Source organism: Streptomyces sp. NBC_01450, from assembly GCF_036227505.1.
Classification (GTDB): domain Bacteria; phylum Actinomycetota; class Actinomycetes; order Streptomycetales; family Streptomycetaceae; genus Streptomyces.
Map to the genome: position 1 here is coordinate 1,110,779 of NZ_CP109480.1, position 19,157 is coordinate 1,129,935.

13 protein-coding genes and 2 pseudogenes are annotated in these 19,157 nt (G+C 70.1%); 8 read left to right on the top strand and 7 right to left on the bottom strand.

Annotation, left to right across the window (positions count from 1 at the left end; all coding sequences use genetic code 11):
• Positions 1-22 precede the first annotated feature (22 nt).
• Positions 23-4,018, bottom strand: coding sequence for a type VII secretion protein EccCa (eccCa, locus tag OG568_RS04990; RefSeq protein ID WP_329530465.1), 3,996 nt, complete (start codon positions 4,016-4,018; stop codon positions 23-25).
• A gap of 156 nt (positions 4,019-4,174) precedes the next feature.
• A complete protein-coding gene (locus OG568_RS04995) occupies positions 4,175-7,054 on the bottom strand; it encodes a helix-turn-helix transcriptional regulator (RefSeq protein ID WP_329530466.1) in 2,880 nt (959 codons plus the stop codon).
• Positions 7,055-7,258: 204 nt separating this feature from the next.
• Here OG568_RS04995 and OG568_RS05000 point away from each other — a divergent pair, with 204 nt between their 5' ends.
• Complete coding sequence (locus OG568_RS05000; protein ID WP_329530467.1) at positions 7,259-10,216, top strand: AAA family ATPase; 2,958 nt, start codon at positions 7,259-7,261, stop codon at positions 10,214-10,216.
• A 40-nt stretch (positions 10,217-10,256) separates the two neighbouring features.
• On the opposite strand, the gene OG568_RS05005 is transcribed toward OG568_RS05000, so the two are convergent.
• Entirely contained in the window at positions 10,257-10,883 is a 627-nt protein-coding gene (locus tag OG568_RS05005; protein WP_329530468.1) for a helix-turn-helix transcriptional regulator, read from the bottom strand.
• A 753-nt stretch (positions 10,884-11,636) separates the two neighbouring features.
• The gene (locus OG568_RS05010; RefSeq protein ID WP_329530469.1) at positions 11,637-12,068 is read right to left on the bottom strand and encodes a carboxymuconolactone decarboxylase family protein; all 432 of its coding nucleotides are present in this window, start codon (positions 12,066-12,068) and stop codon (positions 11,637-11,639) included.
• A 367-nt stretch (positions 12,069-12,435) separates the two neighbouring features.
• Here OG568_RS05010 and OG568_RS05015 point away from each other — a divergent pair, with 367 nt between their 5' ends.
• The 3 genes and pseudogenes from OG568_RS05015 to OG568_RS05020 all read left to right on the top strand — a co-directional run bounded on the left by OG568_RS05015 (position 12,436) and on the right by OG568_RS05020 (position 13,284).
• Positions 12,436-12,666: a hypothetical protein gene (locus tag OG568_RS05015; protein WP_329530470.1), complete on the top strand. Its 231-nt coding sequence runs from the start codon at positions 12,436-12,438 to the stop codon at positions 12,664-12,666.
• A pseudogene (locus tag OG568_RS61260) lies at positions 12,663-13,064 on the top strand (zinc-binding dehydrogenase); the annotation flags it as partial. The gene OG568_RS05015 and the pseudogene OG568_RS61260, both read left to right, overlap by 4 nt.
• Before the next feature lie 61 nt (positions 13,065-13,125).
• On the top strand, positions 13,126-13,284 hold the full coding sequence (locus OG568_RS05020; RefSeq protein ID WP_329530471.1) for a hypothetical protein: 159 nt from the start codon (positions 13,126-13,128) through the stop codon (positions 13,282-13,284).
• A 486-nt stretch (positions 13,285-13,770) separates the two neighbouring features.
• Here OG568_RS05020 and OG568_RS05025 read toward each other — a convergent pair whose 3' ends face one another.
• Entirely contained in the window at positions 13,771-14,670 is a 900-nt protein-coding gene (locus OG568_RS05025) for a helix-turn-helix transcriptional regulator (RefSeq protein WP_329530472.1), read from the bottom strand.
• Between the two features lie 88 nt (positions 14,671-14,758).
• Here OG568_RS05025 and OG568_RS05030 point away from each other — a divergent pair, with 88 nt between their 5' ends.
• Genes OG568_RS05030 through OG568_RS05040 form a run of 3 tightly spaced genes read left to right on the top strand, consistent with a single transcriptional unit; the run spans position 14,759 to position 17,040 of the window.
• Positions 14,759-15,355 carry a non-oxidative hydroxyarylic acid decarboxylases subunit B gene (locus OG568_RS05030; protein ID WP_329530473.1) on the top strand — a complete coding sequence of 199 codons (597 nt, stop codon included), beginning with the start codon at positions 14,759-14,761 and terminating at the stop codon, positions 15,353-15,355.
• A gap of 13 nt (positions 15,356-15,368) precedes the next feature.
• The gene (locus tag OG568_RS05035) at positions 15,369-16,793 is read left to right on the top strand and encodes a non-oxidative hydroxyarylic acid decarboxylases subunit C (RefSeq protein ID WP_329530474.1); all 1,425 of its coding nucleotides are present in this window, start codon (positions 15,369-15,371) and stop codon (positions 16,791-16,793) included.
• Positions 16,794-16,812: 19 nt separating this feature from the next.
• Positions 16,813-17,040, top strand: a complete 228-nt coding sequence (locus OG568_RS05040; RefSeq protein ID WP_329530475.1) for a non-oxidative hydroxyarylic acid decarboxylases subunit D — start codon at positions 16,813-16,815, stop codon at positions 17,038-17,040.
• A gap of 119 nt (positions 17,041-17,159) precedes the next feature.
• Here OG568_RS05040 and OG568_RS05045 read toward each other — a convergent pair.
• Positions 17,160-17,320: pseudogene (locus OG568_RS05045) on the bottom strand (carbohydrate ABC transporter permease); the annotation flags it as partial.
• Between the two features lie 19 nt (positions 17,321-17,339).
• Positions 17,340-18,089 carry an SDR family oxidoreductase gene (locus OG568_RS05050; RefSeq protein ID WP_329530476.1) on the bottom strand — a complete coding sequence of 250 codons (750 nt, stop codon included), beginning with the start codon at positions 18,087-18,089 and terminating at the stop codon, positions 17,340-17,342.
• Between the two features lie 332 nt (positions 18,090-18,421).
• On the opposite strand from OG568_RS05050, the gene OG568_RS05055 reads away from it, so the two are divergent.
• Positions 18,422-19,072 carry a hypothetical protein gene (locus OG568_RS05055; RefSeq protein WP_329530477.1) on the top strand — a complete coding sequence of 217 codons (651 nt, stop codon included), beginning with the start codon at positions 18,422-18,424 and terminating at the stop codon, positions 19,070-19,072.
• The last annotated feature ends 85 nt before the right edge of the window (positions 19,073-19,157 follow it).

The window sequence follows — 19,157 nt, forward strand, 5'->3', positions numbered from 1 at the left end:
GGGCGGGCGGGGGCTGCGGAGGTCAGGGGGTCACCAGACCGGTCTGGACCAGCCCGACGCTGCGCCGGGTGACCAACTGGGCGCGGCCGACGGGCAGGGTGCGTGCCCTGGCCTCGCCGATGAACTTGCCCTCTTCCCTGGGGTAGGAGAAGAGCAGCGCGGGATTGCCCAGTTCCCACATCCGCCGCAGCAGCGGATCCATCATGGCGCGCATGGCGCCCGAGGTGCTGCGTGCCACCACCAGGTGCATCCCGATGTAGGCGCCCTGGGCCAGCAGTTCGACCAGTGGCGCCATCGGGGAGCCCATCCCGGGGCCGCCGCCGAACAGGTCGTAGTCGTCGATGACGATGAACAGTCGGGGCCCCTGCCACCAGTCCCGACTGGCCAGCCGCTCGGGGTCGATGTCCGGACCCGGAAGCCGCTTGGCGACCGACGCCGCCGCGCTCTGGGCGAGCTGGGTGAGCACGTCGGTGTCGACGGCGTAGCCGACCCGGTACTCGTCCGGGACGGCCTTGAGCAGCGCTCGGCTCGGGTCGGCCAGCACGATGCGGGCCTCTTCCGGCTGGAAGCGCGTGGTGATGGCCCGGATGGCCATGCGCAGCGCGTTGGTCTTGCCGGTCTCGGCGTCGCCGAAGACCATCAGGTTCGGTGTGGCGGCGAAGTCGTGCCATACCGGGGCCAGGCGCTGTTCGTCCCAGCCCAGACAGAACGCCATGTCACCGGTGGGCGGCGGAAGCTGGTCGACCGGCAGTCTGGTCGGCAGCAGGCGCACGCCGGGTGCCGAGCGGCCGGTCCAGAAGGTGTCGATCTCGGAGACGGCCGCCTTGGTGGCCTCGGTCAGGTCGGTGGTGCCGGAGAAGCTGTCCAGGCGTGGCAGGGCGGCCAGGAAGTGGTGCCCGGCGTTGGTGAGGCCGCGGCCGGGCTGGTGCGGCACCCCGGCCGCGGCTCGGGCACCCACCTCGGACTCCATGGAGTCGCCCAGGCGCAGCTCCAGCTTGGTGCCCAGCAGGTCCCGCAGCCGGGGCCGGAATTCCGACCAGCGCACCGCGGAGCCCACCACGTGCAGGCCGAAGGAGAGTCCTCGGGAGGCCAACTCGATGATCCGCGGCTCAAGGTCCTCGAAGTCCTGACGCAGCGTGAACCAGCCGTCCACCACGAGGAAGACATCGCCGTACGGGTCGTCGATCTCGCCGGCGGCCCGCAACGTCCGGTAGGCCGCCATGGATTCCAGACCTCTTGAGGTGAACAGCTGCTCGCGCCGTTCGAGAAGTTGGGAGAGCTCCTCCACCGTGCGCAGCACCCGGTCGCGGTCCAGGCGGGTGGCGACCGACCCGACGTGCGGAAGTCCGCTGGTGGAGACGAGACCGCCGCCGAAGTCCAGGCAGTAGAACTGGATCTCCTCGGGGGTGTGGGTCAGCGCCAGCGACAGCATCAGGGTGCGCAGCAGGGCCGACTTGCCCGTCTGGGGTGCGCCGACCACACCGACGTGACCGTCCGCCTTGGACAGGTCGACCACGAGCAGTTCCCGGAGCTGTTCGAACGGACGGTCCACGATGCCCAAGGGGACGCGCAGCGAGCCCATCCCCGAGTCGTGGGCCGCACTCATGCCGCGCGCCGGATCCGGCACGATTCCGGGCAGCAGCTGGTCCAGGCTCGGGGAGGAGTCCAGCGGCGACAGCCAGACCTGCCGGGCCGGCGGCCCGCTGTTCTCCAGCTGTCCGATCAGTACGTCGAGCAGGCTCTCCTCGCTCTCCCGGGGCTGCTCGGGGCTCTGCTCGGGGTCGGCGGAGCCTGCCGGGCCGAGGGTGCGCTCGGACAGCGGTGCCAGGGAGACCTCTGTGTCCCCGGCGGGGGGCTGGGGCACCTGGCTGTCCAGCCCGAAGGCCACCACCTCGCGGACCGCCTTGGCCTCCTGTGTCGACACCTCCGTCGGGCCCATCGACACCGGGGCGGGGCCGGAGACATAGGCGGCCTTGAAGCGCACCAGGTTGGTGGTGTCGATCTTCAGGTAGCCGTTGCCTGGTACTGAGGGCAGTTCGTAGGCGCTGGTGACACCGATGACGCTGCGCGACTCCATGGAGGAGAAGGTGCGCAGGGCCATCCGGTACGAGAGGTGTCCTTCGACCTTGTGGATGCGGGACTCGTCCAGCCGCTGGGAGGCGAGCAGGAGGTGGACACCGAGGCTGCGCCCGAGTCGGCCGATGGTGACGAACAGCTCGACGAACTCCGGCTTGCTGGCCAGCAGTTCGGAGAACTCGTCCACCACGATGAGCAGCGACGGCAGCGGGGTGAGCTTGACTCCGGCGGCCCGGGCCTTCTCGTACTCGAACAGCGAGGCATAACCGCTCTCCCGCAACAGCTCCTGGCGGCGGATCATCTCGCCGTTGAGCGAGTCCTGCATCCGGTCCACCAGATGCAGTTCGTCGGCCAGGTTCGTGATGACCGCCGAGGTGTGCGGGAGACGGTCCATGTTGAGGAAGGTGGCACCGCCCTTGAAGTCCACGAGGACCATGTTGAGGACTTCGGAGGAATGGGTGGCGGCCAGGCCGATGACCAGGGTGCGTACCAGCTCGCTCTTGCCCGACCCCGTCGCGCCGATCAGCAGGCCGTGCGGACCCATACCGCCCTGCGCGGACTCCTTGAGGTCGAGTTCGACGACCTCGCCCTCCTCTGTGACCCCCATGGGCACCCGCAGCCGCGCGTGTTGCGCGGCTCTGGGGCGCCACTTGGCCGCCACGTCGAAGGTGCGCGGATCGCGGATGCCCAGCAGTGCGGTCAGGTCGAAGTCGGACTCCAGCGGCCGGTCCACCAGGTCGAGGCTGCCGCTGGTGCGCATCGGGGCGAGGACGCGGGCCAGGGTCTCGGCGCGGGAGACGCTAAGTGTGTCCGCCTCGGCGGTCAGCGTGCCGTCACCCGCCGGGTACTGCACCCGACCGTCCCGGGCGGTCAGTCGCAGCACCCTGGGGCCGCCGGGCATGGCGCCGGTGGCGTCCAGTAGTACCAGGCCGCGGATGCCGACGCCGAGCAGGCGGGAGCTCTCCGGGATCCGCACGCCCTGTGCGATGACCACCACGAACGGCTCGGCCACGCTGGGCGAGGAGTCGAGGTCGTGGTCGGGCCGGTCACGGATGTCCGGTCCCAGCAGCTCCATCAGCGTCTCGTGGTCACCCGCGGCCAGCCGGAGCGGGCCGGCGGAGTCCTGCTCGTGCGGATGTCCGTTGTGAGGCAGCCACTTGACCCAGTCCCATTCCGTGCGCGCGGCGTCGTCGACGAGCAGTGCGATCCGCAGCTCGTCGGGCGAGTGCAGTGCGGCCAGCTGACCGGCCATCGCCCGCATCAACCCCCGCACGGACTCCGCCTGTCCGGCGAACTCCACGCTGGTGAACCGCTGCAGAGCCACCGGAATGGGCAGCCGGGGAACGCTCTGGTGCGCTTTGGTGAAGCGGCGCAGCGAGATCGCGGTGAGCGGCTCCAGGTCCTCGACCGGCTTGGTGTGCGGGGGAAGGAACTCGAAGGCGGCACGCCGTGTCCCCAGACCGATCCGGACACTGGCGAAGTCCTCGTGACCGGGGCGGCGTTCCCACACCCGCGGGCCGAGCGCCAGGTTCAGCAGGTCCCCCGGGTCGGGGTCCTTCCACAGGGCGGCGGCCCGCTGTTCCTGCGCGGCCTGGCGTGCCAGGCGGCGTTGCTGCGCCAGGTATCGCAGATAGTCGCGGCGTTCGGCGCGCATCCGCCGTCGGCGCTCACCCGCGGAGCGGCCGATCTGGCTCACGCTCATGCCGACCATCGCCATGCCCATCATTCCGGACATCATGTAGGTCGACGGATTGCTGTTGCCTATCGAGAACATCAGCACCATGGCAGCGGTGCCGAGCCCCATGGGCAGGTACGTCAGCGCGGATCCGAAGTCGGCCGTGGCCGGTTCACCAAGGACGGGCGGCTCCGCGAGTTCGACCTGCCCCTCCGGCAGCCGAGGACCCTCACGGCGCGGCGAGCGTTTGACCACCACTGTGCTCACTCGGGCTTGTGTCCTTCCTGCAGAGGAGCCGGTCCGGTGATCGTAGAAACGCCACCGGGCGGCGAACCCTCCGGACTGCGGGTGGTGCCTGGAAGGACAGCGATGTCTGCCCGGGGATGTCGGGGCGGACGACATCCCCGCGGGGGCACGAGGGGGTTACTGCACGGGATCCGACGCGGAGCGAGGCGCGAATCGGGACAGACTGCCATCCAGCCAGGCCGCTGCCAGTTCTACCCGGGAGCGGCGGCCGGTGAGTTCGAAGATCCGCCGCAGATGGGTCTCGACGGTCTTCTCGCTGAGGGCGAGCCTGGATGCGATCTGCCGGTTGGTGGCGCCGCTGACGACCATGTCGATCACGGCGAGTTCCGGCCGGGTCAGCGCCGGCCGAGCCGCGCGCCGCCGCGGCAGGGGCAATCCGAGATCCTGGGCCGTCTCGGCCGCCAGCTGGCGAATCCGGCGCGCGGAGAGCCGATTGGCGATGTCGACCGTCTCCGCCAGCCACGGCTCGTCGGCGGACATCCCGGCGAGCGTCAGGCTGGCGTGCAACTGGATGAACTGGTCGCCGCGGTGGCGCAGCAGTCGCAGACCCCTGGTCACGCTGCTCTCGTCCTGACGGTAGGCGCCGCGCGCCAGCAGCAGGGCTTCGCGGGACGCCCTGGAGCCTGTCTCCTGGTACAGCTGCTCGATCGCCTCCAGGACCCGGGCCCGGTAGGCGTCGCTTCCGCCCTGTTGTGCCGCGACCCACTGCAGACGCAGCAGTAGTCGTTCCAGCCCCGCGTAGCGGCCCTGTCGCCACAGCGTCCGGTAGTCCTGCCAGCCCTGCTCCAACGCCTGGTCGCTCTGGCCCGTCCAGTACCGCACGCCGCACCGGACCCAGCGCACCAGCGCCGGAGTCCCGTCGGTCTGCGCGACGCCGTCGAGCCAGGCAATGGCCCGCGCCGGCTCGTTGCGCCAGCAGCAGATGTCCGCCGCCAGGGCGCGGGCGAGATCGCGTACGCGGTGTCCCCGCCCGGGCCACGACTCGATCTGCCGGGCCAGCGACAGGGCGGTGTCCCAGGAGCCGGTGAGGTACTCACGCACCAGCGCCTGGTAGAGCCCGGCCGTGGCGGCTCCCGGGCCGCCGTAGCGTTCACCGAGCAGTACCTCGAACGCGGTCGGACAGTCCCCGAGCCCGGCTGCCTCCCGGATGCGTTCCGGCTCGGTCACGGGGTGCAGGCCCCCTGCCGCCCGTCTGGCCTGCACCGCGTGGAGGGCCGCCTCGAACGTCGCCCGTGGCCCCGCGGCGGCGGTCAGGAGCCGGATTTCGGCCGGATCGGGCAGTGGCCCGCCGGGCGGCACCGCCGTCGGCGGATCGCTGTCCGCCACCGGTTCACCACCGTCGTCCCGCGCGTCCCGCGGAGCGTGCGGGACGGGTGGGTCGCCCTGCCACCTTGCGATCGAGAGTAGCTGGGCCGCCCAGGGCACCGCCGTCACGGCGGCCGGCCAAGGGTCGTCCGGGTCGCCCGCCGGCCGTTCCTCGTGCACCGCGGCGAACGCCGAGGCCGGAGCCAGCAGCCCGGTCCACAGGGCCGTCGTCTCCGCCGGGGCCGGGCCGGTGACCGGGAGCCCCCTGGGGCGGGCGAAGGACACCAGCAGATCGTCGAGCTCCAGCAGTCCGGTGTGGTCGCCGTGCCGCAGCATCGTGTCGATCGTCTCACGGACCACTCCGGTGAACCGTTCGTCCCGCGGTGACATCAGGCGCAGCGCGGCCCGCCGGGAGGACACGGAGTGCCCTCTACGCGGGCAGGGATCGCTGCGGGCGGCGGCCAGCAGCAGTCCCACCGACGACGCCGTGTCGAGGAGCAGCCCGCCGGCGGCCCTGACATGGTCGGCGAGTCGAGGCTCCAGCGTTCCGGCCGCTTCGGCCCCGACCCGGTCCACGGCGGACCGCACGATCTCCGCGTGCGAGGGTGCGGGGTCGCACTCCAGGTCCATGTCGCGCAGGGTGGCGGCGAACGCGGGGACGCTGAACCTCAGTCGGTGCTCCTCGCCGACCTCCACCACGCGCTCCTCGACCAGTCGGTCGAGGAGCCGGCCGACGTCGGCGGTGGACTGGCCCAACGCCTCCGCCAGACGGGGGACGTCGTCCAGCATCACCTGGCCTGCGCCGTCCAGCCGGGCGAGCATGGCCGCCGCCTTGAGCAAGGTGTCCCCCTGGAAGGGCGGGACCGGGCCCAGACCCGTCACCCTGGCCAGCTCGCCGCAGTCCTGCGGCAGCCGCACCTCGCTCTCCGGCACGCCCAGGCAGACATGGCCGTCCACCACGGGCAGCCCTCCCCGGTCCCGGAGCGCGTCGACCAGTTCCAGCACGGCACGCGGGTTGCCCGCCAGCGACCCCAGCGACCGGTGCAGCGCGGCGAGCAGGGCCGGCTCGACGGGCTTGCCCAGGTGCCGGTGGATCAGGGACTCGACGTGTTCACGCGGGAGCGGACCCAGTTCGATGACGCGGTCCGCCGCCCCGGTCAGCGGGCAGGATTCCGTCCCGTGGAGGTACGGGCTCCTGACGGCCATCACCACCGACACCATGTCCGGGCGGAGCGCGCGCAGCAGTTGTCCCAGCACCACGCCGGTCTCGACGGGCACCGCGTCCATGTGGTCCAGCAGCAGGGCCAGCGGTCTGATCCGCGTCGCCGCCCGCAGCGCGTCGCGCAGATCGAGGAGCAAGCGGTGTTGGTGCCGCGGGTCGCGCAGCGCCCGCGCCTGTGACCGTCTGACCGCACCGATCCGCTGTGCGCCGGCCTCGCCCAGCAGCCGCGACACCAGCTCCGAGACCGCCTGGGTGACCGCCTCGAAACCCGGCGGGCAGCCGTCCGCCGTCAGGTCGAGGCGCGCGACCTTCGTGGTGGCGCCCGCGACGGCTGACCGCGCCGCCTCCAGCACCGCGGTCTTGCCGGTCCCGGCCGGGCCCCTGACGACCACCACCTCACCCTTTGTACCGGCGCCCTCCAGGGCCGCCCGGACCTCCCGCACCTCGGCATCGCGTCCGAGAAGTGCCATGCGCGGTTGCGACGCCACCTCGTTCTGTCCTCCGGTCGAGCCCGTACGTTCCTGCCCGCCGCGGCTGCCCCACGCACGGTGTCGCTAAAATAATGGTCGTCGCGGTCGCGTCCGACAGGTGCTCCGCTCAAGGGACCGTAGACCGCGGTCGATGGTCCAGTGACGGGTGCGCCGGCCGCACGCGTCCCAGAAAGTGGTGGTTACGTGGCAGTGCAGGAACTGCAAGCCACCTCGGCCCCCACCACCGATCTGGTCGCCCGAGCCGGCCCGCTGGAGCAGCTCCTGGGCAACGGCGGAGAACCAGACTCCCCAAACGTGGTTCTGCTGTGCGGCGAGCCCGGTGCGGGCCGTACCGCGCTTTTGCGTCAGGCGGCGGACCGGCTGCGATCGGACGCCCTGCGGGTGCACTGGCTCGACTGTCTGCCCGGGGACGAAGGGGTGCCGTTGCTGCTGGCCACCAGGGTGGCGGCCGCACTGCTCGAGGCGGCCGGGGACGCCGTACCGGACGTGATGGCGCGCCGCGTGCCCGCGCAGGCGACGGGCGAGGCCGTTCCGTCCGCCACGGGCCCGGACGGGGCGATGACCGCCGCGCTGGCCGAGGCACTGCGCGAACAGGGGTCGGCCGTGGTGGTGGACGACGCCCACCATGCCGATGCCGAGAGCATCGCCCTGCTGCGCTCGCTGCTCCCCACGTTCAAGGCGCCGTCCGCCCGGTTGTTGCTGGGCGTCCGTACCCGTCCCCACGGAGCGTCGGCGGATGCCGCGGAACCGGCGGCGCCGGAGCTCGCTCTGCTGGCCCCGCACCATGCGGTGCGCTCGGTGGTGCTGGATCCGCTGACGGAGGCGGATGTGCGCGAGCTGTTGACCCGTCGGCTGCGCGCGATCCCGGATGACACTCTCGTGACCGAGGTGTACCGGCTCGGCCGGGGCAACCCTGCGGCGATCAGCGCGGTCCTTGCGGCCCTGTGGGAGGCGGACGGCGTGCGGGTGGTGGACGGTCATGCCTTCCGGGTCGACCTCGTGCCGGTCCCGGTGCTCCCGGATGACGATCCGTTCGTACGCCGCCTGCGCTCCCTCGGCGCGTCCTGCTGGACGGTGGCCGGGGCGATGAGCCTGTTGAGCCCGCTCGGCCCGGCGGCACCCGCGCTGGTGGCGGCCGGCACCGACCTGACCGTCGACACGGTGCTGCGGGCCCTGACGGTGCTGGTCCGGGTCGGGGTGCTGGACCGGTTCGCGGAGCCGGACGGGTCGGTCTCCTGGGAGTTCCGCATGCCGCTGCTGGCGGTGGCCGTGCGGGAGCGACTCGGCCCCTGGCAGCGCCGCAGGATCTCCGCCCTGGCGGTGGAGGCCCTGTGGTCCCGTGAGCCGTCTGCCGGAAACCCGCCGCCGGCCGACGAGGATGCGGCGGCCGGTGCGAACGGCGAGCGGGCCGGTACTCCTGCGCACCCGGCGTGCCCCGAGCGGGGAGCCGCACACCTTCCGGCGGTGAACGCACCGATTGCCGACGTGCACGAGACGTACCTGCCCGAGCGGGTCGCGGACGCCGGCTCGTCGGTGGACAGGCGCCGCGCCACGGCCACGCTACTGTCCGCGGTCGCCCGGATCGGGGGCGCCTACGAGCAACTGGCCCCCGGGTGGCTGCAGGCCGCGGCCCGCTTGATCGACAAGCCTGCCGAGCAGCTCGAGGTGCTGGCCCACTACGCCGGCCTCAGCAATGAGCGGGGGGACTACATGGCTGCGGCCGACACCGCCGAGCGAGTGCTGCACAGCCACGGGGCGCAAATGGGCCATGACGCCGCTTTGTTGCTGACGGCGGTCTATGTGACCGGGCTGGCACGGTGCGGGGACACCGAGCGGCTGGAACGCGTGGCCGATCCCCGGTGGGACGTCCCACTGGCGCCGGTCGTCCGCACCGTCAGCCAGGCGTTCGCGCTCACCATGCTCGGGCGGTGGGCCGAGCAGCGGGACTTTCTGGAGGGCACCGGGCCTCAGTGGCGAGCGGAGCCGATGGCACAGTACTTCGCCGCGATCTTCCTCAACACGGCCAAGGTGGTGCTGGGCGAGCCGGAGGACTTCTTCGCCTCTCTCGACTACCCCCGGGCGGATTCCCTGCCGCGCACCCATCTGTACGAGCTCACCGCCAATCAGACCGGGCTGCTGTGCGGTCACGGAGACCTGGCCCGGGCGCGGGAGGTGATCCGGCAGCGGCGCCTGGACGTCGACCGGCTGCATCCGGACAACCGGTTCCTGCTGCACTATCTGGGGGGCGACTGGGACCAGGCCGCCCGGGTGGCCCGCACCGCGCTGGCCAACGGCCAGTCGACCACCCGGCCACCAAGCGGCACGGTGATGCTGGCTCGGTTCTCCACCCTGCTGCTCGCCAGGGGGCGGCCCTCCCAGGCGGCCAGGCTGCTGGAAACAGGCCGTACGCCCCCGAACCTGCTGCCGTACCTGCTCGACCACGCGCAGTCGGCGGTCCACCGGGTGCTGGGCGAGGCCGATCTCGCCACACAGGCGCTGCGGCGCGGTCTGGACCGTGCCGCGGAAAATGGGAGCGTCTACGGCACGGAGGACCTGTGGGCCGATCTGGTCGCGGCCGAGGCCGAGGCGGGGGACCTCCGCGCGGCGTCCACCGCCCTGGCCGAACTGGCCCGGGTGGCGGATGCCATGGGCGGCGAGCGCGGCAGGCTGCTGCTCCTGCTGACCGCCGCGCGGGTGCCCGAGGAGCACCGGCGGCCGTGCGGACTGCCGGATGCCAGGGCGGCACTGCACCAGGCCGTAGAGCTGGCACGGTCTCGGGCCCAGCCGTTCGAGACAGCTACGACCGTGCTGGCCGCCGCATCCTGGGGGCTGGATCCCAAACCGCTGCTGCATCAGGCGTACGAGCTGTTCGGTGAGCTGGACGCACTGCTGTGGCGGTTCCGGGTCCGGACGGCCATGCGCGCGGCGGGAGTCTCGGTGCCCGGCCGTGGCATCGCGACCGAGGAGAACGACCGGCTGCTGACGGAGCTCGTGACCGAGGCGCTGACCAATCGTCAGCTCTCTGCCGTACTCGGGGTGAGCGAGAGTGCGGTGGCCAACCGTCTGATGCGGCTGTTCGCCCGGACCGGTACCCGCTCGCGCCTGGAACTGGCCACGGCGGTGCTGGGCGCCCGTCGCTGAGCGGCGGGCGGCGACCGCACCCGATGCCCCGTGCCACACCTCATATGAGCCCACACCTCACGGCGTACGCCACGGCGTGGGTCCGGTTACGGAGGTTGAGCCGCTTCATCAGGTTGTAGAGAACGTTCTTGACCGTCCGCTCGGAATAGCTGAGCTTTTGGGCTATCTCTTCCAGATCGCAGCCTTCGGACACCAAGCGCAGGACGTCGATCTCCCTGGGAGTCAGACCAGAGGCGGTCAGTCCGTGCGGAGCGAGCACGTCGCGGTTGGTCCGCAGTACCTGATCGAACAGCTTTCCCTGGAGCTCGGGCGAGAAGTCACCGCGCCCCTCGCCGACGCTCACCACGGAGCTGGTGAACGCCGCCGGAGTGAACTCACTGCGCCACATCACGGCACGTACACCTCGCTCCAGCGCCGCATAGAGGTCCGCCTGCCACTGATCGGCGATGATGACCAGGAATCGAGGGTCGGTCATCCCCGCCGACAGTTGTCTGAGCATGTCCAAGGTGGCCACGACCACGGTGTCCAGAGCCACGACGACAACGTCGGCCTCCTGCAGTTGGGCGGTGGCGACCAGGCTCAGCCGGGACTCCGAACGGATGTGTCCGACCAAACCCAGTCGGGTGAGGGGGTCGGCCGCATGGACCGCCACGCTGATCGGGCTCATTGTCATGTCCTGTGGTAAGAGTCGTGCTCGGCGAAGACGAACGGGTGGACAGAGCCTCTTTTCGGCGCTGCCCGTCTCCGCCTCAAGTCCCTGCATGTCAAAGGTTCACGAGATGGACCGACCGCCGGTCCCGCCCCGTTTCCGGTCGGCCCCCGAGGGGCGACGGGCTTGCCCATGCTCACACGGGTCCCACAAGCATCCCGACGTCTCGGCGAGGGGTGCGGCTAAACGTAGGGAAAGGTCACGCGAGTTGCGCCGGGACCGCGGGCGCATGAGCACCCCACGCCGGAAGCACCTCAGAACACCAACGGCCGCGGCCTGTGCTGGATGCTGATCCAGGTCCCAGGCTCACCGGACGCCGCGCGGCGTCGACCGGGGTTCCCGCAGCGGTTCCAGAGCAGCGCTCACCCGGATCAGCTCGTCGAACATGGTCTTGGCCGAGGCGGTCATCACTTCGTTCGAGGTCACCTCGCCAACCTCGCCGATGAACTGGTGGACGATCGGGACGGAGCGAGCGACACCTGAACGGTGACTCCGGGCTCAGCACATTGGCGGACTGCGCTGAACCGCCCTTCGGTCAACCGACTGCCGAATCGGCGGGATCCTCGGTTCCGGCCGTGTGCGAGCAGCCGACAGCACGGCCGCGCGCTCAGCCGCCGTGCGGGTCGTCGAGGAGGGGACGGGGCCCTGTCCCCGTCCGACCGATGGCCGCCGCTCCGTCCCTACGACGCAGCTCGCCGCGGCGGCCACGGGTCACTTCCTCAGCGGCGGGTGCATCTCGGTGCTGACACCGATGCGGTTCCACACGTTGATCGTGCCAATGGCCAGGATCAGGTCGGCCAGCTCCTTCTCGGCGAAGAACTCCTCCGCCTGGGCCCATACCTCGTCCGGCACACCGTGCTCGTCCAGCCGGGTCACCGCGTCGGTCAGGGCGAAGGCCGCCTTTTCACGCGGGGTGAAGTGCGGGAACTCGCGCCACACCGCCACTCCGAGGACACGCTGGACGCTCTCGCCCCCTTCGAGCAGTTCGTGGCTGTGCGAGTCGACACAGTACGCGCATCCATTCAGCAGCGAGGCCCGCAGCTGGATCAGGAACAACAACTTGTTGTCGACGTTCGCCCGAACATATTTCTCCAGCTCCAGCACGTTCCGATAGCCCTCACGTGCGACCTGTCCCAAGTTCATTCGACCCATGAGGACCTCTCTTCAGTCGATTGACCGTCAGAGCCATTGCACAACGCGCCGCCGATCCCAGCCACATCGTCCAGCACCGGGGTGTCATCTCAGGGCAGCGGCTTTTCCGAAGACGGGGCATCGGGCCGCTCCAATCCACAGCCCCATGCCTGTCCTGGTGGGGGACGCAGTCGGATTACTCAAGCGGACTTACCGACGTAATGGACAGACTGAGACCCGCACGAGGAAACTTCGCGACCAAAGAGCCACGTCACCCGCCATAGGCCTTTCGCCACACGACGCTATATAGACCGTGCATGGGGCCCTTCCGTCCCTGTACGGGACCGCGCCCCGCCTCATCGCAAGGAGTGACGGACGGATGACCACCATGCGCGCTGTACGAGCCCACAAGCGGGGCGGTCCGGAGCAGCTGGTGGACGAGAACGCGCCACGTCCCGAACCGGCCGCGGGCGAGGTACTCGGGTCCATGAACGCCGCCTCCATCACGAACGGCGAGCTCGCCTGGGAGGCCACCTGGACCGACAGCCTCTCCGTGGGGAGACGAGGTGTACGGGCTGATCCACCGTTCCCGCGGACGTGCTGGCGGTGAAGCCGTCCCGGCTGAACCATGCCAGTGCGGCGGCCGTCCCGCTGGCGGCCCTCACAGCCTGGCAGGCGCTAATCGGCAAGGCCTCGTTGGAGTCCGGGCAGCACGTCCTGGTCCACGGCGGGGCCGGCGGCGTCGGCTCCTTCGCCGTGCAGATCGCCGCGGCGCTCGGCGCGCGAGTGACAGCAACAGCTTCCGCCCGCGACCGGGAATTCGTCTCCGGGCTCGGTGCGGACCAGGTCATCGACTACGCCGACGAACGCTTCGAGGACCACGTGGACGGCGCCGACGTCGTGCTGGACACCGTGGGCGGCGACACGCAGGCCCGCTCGTGGGCGGCGCTGCGCACGGGCGGCACCCTGGTCAGCATCGCGCCCGGTCCGGTGAGCGCCGAACTGTGGATGGGTCCCGGGGCATGGCCGACACCATCGCGGCCGCCATGGGCATCGACCCCAGGAAGCCGTGGACCAAACCGTCAACAGCCTCGGTGGCTTCACCACCGGTCGCTTCATCCGCCCCGACGAGGTCGCCGACCTGGTCCTGATGCTCGCGGGCGACCGCGCCGCCGACATCACAGGCGCTGACTTCACCATCTACGGTGGTCTCATCAAGACGCTCTGACAACACGGCTCAAGACGCTCTGGCAGCACGGCCGAAGGCGTGTCTTCGGCACACCCCCGTTCGTGAAATCCGCAGCCCGGTTGCGGTAGCCGATCGTCGTGGCCTCGGCCTCGGCACGACACGCGCTCCCGGGCTGCGGCAGGCGCGGCCGTGCTGGATTCGATACCGAGCCCATGCCTGTCGAATACGCCCCCAACCATGCGTCCCGCCTGATCGAGACCCGGAACCGGCACATACGGCGGCTTGCCGGGAGGGCGGTACGTGTCGAAGGTGCCGTGGTCCACAAAGCTGCGTGCCGCGGCGTCGATTTCGCCCCTGCCCGCGTGGACGACTGCCACGCGCAGGCCGCCGTACGTGTCCGCGTGGATGGTCCTCCGGGCATCGGGGCAACGGGCCCGGTCGTGGACGGCCCCGCACCCGGCGCAGGTCCAGGTCCGCTCACCGCGCGGTGGTGGTGCGCCATTGTCGGAGCGGGTCCGGAGGGGTCTACTCGACGGACGCCGGGGTGGAGATCATGCCTGGAGCCCTTCCTCGGGCCACCGCACGGAATCGCAATGGCGTCCCGCCGTCACGTTTCCGGAAGAACTTCGTGAAGTCGCTGGGGTCCGGGAAGCCCAGTCGGCGGGATATCTCGGCGGAGGTGGCGTCGGTGTGGACCAGCAGCCGCCGGGCTTCCAGGAGGATACGGGCGTCGAGGTACTGCTTGGCGGTGGAACCCGTCGCGGCCCGCGCGGCGCGGGACAGGGTGCGGACGCTGTAGCCGAGCGCGGCGGCGTAGTCGTTGACGTGGTGGGAGTCGGCGAAGTCGCGTTCGACGGCGGCACGGAAGTCGCGGAAGACATCGCCGCCCGACCCGGGCGACGCGGGGCCCGGACAGGCGTGGGTCAGACGCAGCAGCAGGATGCTGAGAAGGTGGCGCAGTGTCTCGATGTGGGCGTCGAGGGGAAGGGAGGCCAGGTCGCCGTATTCGTGGGCGAGGTGGTGCAGCGCGAGGTCGGCGGAGCGGGCGTGCCGGCCGGTGAGGAGCATGGGTGAGCCGTCGTGGGAAGGCTCCGCGGGCACGAAACCGGGTTGCCAGATGATGATGGTGCCCCGCGCGGCGAGGTGATCCCGGGGGACGTACTGGTGGACCTGACCGGCCCGCACCCAGAGCCAGGAGCCCGAGTCCAGTGTGTGGTCCTGGAAGTCCACGGTGTGCCGGACCGGGCCCTTCCTGACGTGAATCAGGTGGTGGAAGGCGGGCCGGAGCGGCCTGGACAGGTCCAGTCCCCGCCGGTCTCCGCGTGTGGACAGTTCGGCGAAGTCGAGGATGTCCATCCCTATCGGCGCGCTCAGTGAGGGCCGGTACGACACCTCGGCAACGGAAGGCTGTCGGTTTTTTCCCATGACCGGTCCCCAGGTTACCGCCCTGGCCGCCCGCGCGGCCCCTAGCGTCGAAAGCGAGGGGAAGCCCGGAAGCAAGGAGTTGACCGACGTGCGACTGATCGTGGGGATGACCGGAGCCACCGGCGCTGTACTCGGGATCCGGCTGTTGCGGCGGCTGGCCGAGCTGCCCGAGGTGGAGACCCATCTGATTCTCAGCCGCTGGGCGCGTACCACCATCGAGCTGGAGACCGGTCACAGTGTCCGCGAGGTCGCGGATCTCGCCGACGTGGTGCACAACCCCGAGGATCAGGGGGCGACCATCGCGTCGGGCTCGTTCCGGACCGACGGCATGGTCATCGTGCCGTGCTCCATGAAGACGCTGGCCGGCATCCGTGCGGGTTACGGCGAGGGCCTGGTCGGCCGCGCCGCTGACGTGGTGCTCAAGGAACGACGTCCCCTGGTGCTCGTACCGCGTGAGACGCCGCTGAGCGAGATCCATCTGGAGAACATGCTCGATCTGGCCCGCAAAGGAGTGCGGATCGTGCCACCCATGCCCGCCTTCTACAACCATCCTGCCTCGGTCGACGACATCGTCGATCACATCACCGTCCGCGTCCTCGACCAGCTCGCACTGCCCGCCCCCGCCGCCAGACGCTGGGAGGGCATGCGCGCCGCCCGGACCGCCCCCATCCACCCAGCCGCCTGAGAAAGAGCCGGACATGGCATACGACGACCTGCGCAGCTTCCTGACAACGCTGGACGCGGAGGGCCAGCTGCTGAAGATCACCGAAGAGGTCCTGCCCGAGCCCGACCTGGCCGCCGCGGCCAACGCGGCCGGCCGGATCGGCGAGGGAGCCCCCGCCCTGTACTTCGACAACGTGACGGGTTTCTCCCATGCCCGGATCGCGATGAACGTCCACGGTTCCTGGCGCAACCACGCGCTCGCGCTGGGACTGCCCGCGGGTACCTCGGTCAAGGACCAGGTCGAGGAGTTCGCGCGCCGCTGGGACGCCTTCCCCGTCGCGCCCGAGCGACGCGACGACGCGCCCTGGCGCGAGAACACCGTGGAGGGGGCGGACGTCGACCTGTTCCAGATCCTCCCGTTGTTCCGGCTGAACGACGGCGACGGCGGCTTCTACCTCGACAAGGGCGCCGTGGTCTCCCGCGACCCGCAGGACCCGGACGACTTCGGCAAGCAGAACGTCGGCATCTACCGGATCGAGGTCATCGGCCGCGGCCGGCTCGCCATCCAGCCGGTTCCGATGCACGACGTGGCCCTGCATCTGCGCAAGGCCGAGAGCCTCGGCGAGGACCTGCCCATCGCGATCACTCTGGGCAACGATCCGGTGATGACCATCGCGGCCGGTATGCCAATGGGCTACGACCAGTCCGAGTACGAGATGGCCGGTGCCCTGCGCGGCGCGCCCGCGCCCATCGCCACGGCACCGCTCACCGGATTCGACGTCCCCTGGGGATCCGAGGTCGTCATCGAGGGCGTGATCGAGAGCCGCGAGCGCCAGATCGAGGGCCCCTTCGGCGAGTTCACCGGCCACTACTCCGGCGGGCGGCGGATGCCGGTGATCCGCGTCGACCGGGTCTCCTACCGCACGGACCCGATCTTCGAATCGCTCTACCTGGGCATGCCCTGGACCGAGGTGGACTACGTGGTCGGACCGAACACCTGTGTCCCACTGCTGAAGCAACTCCGCGCCGAGTTCCCCGAGGTGCAGGCGGTCAACGCGATGTACACCCACGGCCTCACCGTGATCATCTCCACGCAGAAGCGCTACGGCGGCTTCGCCAAGGCGGTCGGCATGCGCGCGATGACCACCCCCCACGGCCTCGGCTACGTCACCCAGGTGATCGTCGTCGACGAGGACATCGACCCCTTCAACCTGCCCCAGGTGATGTGGGCGATGTCGGCCAAGGTCAACCCCGGGGACGACGTCGTCATCATCCCGAACCTGTCCGTCATGGAACTGGCGCCGGCCGCCTCCCCGGTCGGCATCACCAGCAAGATGATCATCGACGCCACGACGCCCGTCTCCCCGGACAACCGCGGAAACTTCAGTACGCCGGTCCGTGATCTGCCGGAGGCCAAGGAGTGGACCAAACGCCTCCAGTCCCTGATCGCCGCCCGCTGAAACCCCTTCAGGAGCCACCTTGATCTGCCCCCGCTGTGCACACGACATCATCGGATCCGTCACCACCTCCCCGGTCCCCGGCGCCTGGGACGTGCTCCAGTGCGGCCGCTGCCTCTACATGTGGCGCACCACCGAACCCGCCCGCCGCACCCGGCGCGACGCCTATCCCCAAGAGTTCCGGATGACCCCGGCGGACATCGACAACGCCCCGGAGGTCCCCGCGATCCCGCCTCTGGAAACCCGCTGAACCGGCTGCCCACGCCGAGGGCCACACCTGCCGGGTGAGGAACGACCGGTTCGACCGCGCCGGATGTCCGTCGGCCTTCGCCTCCCTTGCGATGTGTTCAGCACGTCGAGCACCGCGGGTCATTCCTTGGTCGAGCCGACGAGCATTCCGGAGACGAGGGTGCGCTGCGAGAAGAGGAAGAGCACAAGCACCGGCAGGATGGCCACAATGATGGCGAGGGCCAGCTCCGGCACCGTGATGTCCAGGCCGACACGGCAACCGGATTGAAGGAGGGCGTGGAGGCCGCACCTTCAGCATGGCTATGCCACCGCATGTCCATGAGCGAGCCAGTCGGTGTAGTGCACGCTGCCGATGCGCGCCCCGCTGGGGGCAGTGATCGCATCGTCGGGAACAGCGGCGAACAGACCCGCTGATTCGTCGACCACGACACTGCGGCCGTCATCGTGCGCCTGCAGGGTGAGACGGCCGAGTTCGTCCAGCGGGAAGACATCGGGACCAGCGATGCTGACGGTGCTGTTGATGGGCGTACCGGTCGCGACGTCGGCAAGCGTGTCGACAACCTCCCCCACCGCGATCGGCTGCATCCGAGTCGTGGGCAGACGCACGATGTCTCCCTCACTGGTCCACGACATGATTTTCTCGACGAACTCCATGAACTGGGTGGCGCGAACGATGGAGTACGGGATCGGGCCGACCTCGACGAGGTGCTCCTGAAGGATCTTCGCCGCGTAGTAATCGACTTCCGAAATCCGGTCGATCCCGACGATCGACAACAGGACGACATGCCGAACGCCTTCCTTTTCAGCAGCTCGCAGGAGATTGCCCGAGGTGCTGCGGAAGAACGGTGACGCGGCCGCGTCGAAGGTCGGGGCGTCAATCGTGATCACCACGACATCGACCGACGACAACGCGTCCTGCAGTCCCTCCCCTGTCACGAGATCCAGACCTGTGGATCTGCCGTGCGCCGTCGCCTGGTGCCCCTCCGATCTGAGCTTTTCCACGAGCCGTGACCCGACGAACCCAGTGCCGCCCACAACAGCGATCTTCATGGCCGTATCTCCTCGCGATCGTGCAAGCCGACATGAAATGCCGGTGGCGCTCACCGCACCCGTGGGTTCGCCGTACGCGCTCCGTACCCGGCAACCCAGCCACATGCCCGGCAACACACATACCGGAAAAGTTGGCCTGGCCCTGTCCACTGGGCCGCGGGCGGGAACCGACGCTCCTGCCCGGATTTGACTGGTCACCCTGGCGGAAGGAACCGCGGAGCGACCGGACCGCCTTCCAGCGTACTTCGGGTGCTCGCAGCGGCCGACCTGAGACGCGCTGTGCCGGGAAGGGCGGCTGTCGAGAGGCGGGATGGAACGCCTCATCCATCCCCGTGGCCGTCAGGACGGACCACCGCGTCACCGCCTCCGCCGACACCTTCACCGCCGCCAAACTCGCCGATCATGTTCCCAAGAACGCCTGGGCACGCATGCGCACCGACCACGGGCTCAACGGCGACCGCCACTACGACTGGGCCCTGCTCGACGTGATAGCCGAGAACACCCCCACCGAACACGCAGTCGACCACTCCCACCTGGTCATCCGCCGCCACCGCTACACCGGCGAACTCTCCTTCTACCGCTGTCATTCCGCCACCCCCGTCGCCCTGGCCACGCTGGTCGACGCCATCTGCTGCCGCTGGAAGATCGAAGAGGACTTCCAACTCGGCAAGAGTGCCTGCGGCCTCGGCCAGGGCCAGACCACCCGCTGGAACTCCTGGATGCGCTGGACCCTCATCAGCATGCTCGCCGCCGCCGTCCTCGCCGTCACCCGCCTGCGCGCCACCGCCCAGGCCACCCGGGGCAGACTCGTCCCTGCTGGCGTCGGCGAACTGCTCCGCCTGCCGCGGTCCACCGTTCTGCCCTCGCCCCGCCGCGGCCACGATCACCTGCTGCACTGGTCCGCCTGGCGCCGCCGACCACCAGCACCGCGCGGCCGAAGCACACCCCACTGGAACAACGTCACCGCGGCCGCGACGACATGACACGGCCAGCATGATCAAGAACTGCAGCTGCCGTGTCAGTACTGCTCGCTCAACCGGCAGTCGACCTGTTTCATGTCCGGACCGA

Coding starts and splice junctions, on each gene's coding strand:
- OG568_RS05050 (WP_329530476.1), bottom strand. CDS start 18,089: ATGAAGATCGCTGTTGTGGGCGGCACTGGGTTCGTCGGGTCACGGCTC.
- OG568_RS05010 (WP_329530469.1), bottom strand. CDS start 12,068: ATGAACTTGGGACAGGTCGCACGTGAGGGCTATCGGAACGTGCTGGAG.
- OG568_RS05015 (WP_329530470.1), top strand. CDS start 12,436: ATGACCACCATGCGCGCTGTACGAGCCCACAAGCGGGGCGGTCCGGAG.
- OG568_RS05005 (WP_329530468.1), bottom strand. CDS start 10,883: ATGAGCCCGATCAGCGTGGCGGTCCATGCGGCCGACCCCCTCACCCGA.
- OG568_RS05025 (WP_329530472.1), bottom strand. CDS start 14,670: ATGGGAAAAAACCGACAGCCTTCCGTTGCCGAGGTGTCGTACCGGCCC.
- OG568_RS05035 (WP_329530474.1), top strand. CDS start 15,369: ATGGCATACGACGACCTGCGCAGCTTCCTGACAACGCTGGACGCGGAG.
- OG568_RS04995 (WP_329530466.1), bottom strand. CDS start 7,054: ATGGCACTTCTCGGACGCGATGCCGAGGTGCGGGAGGTCCGGGCGGCC.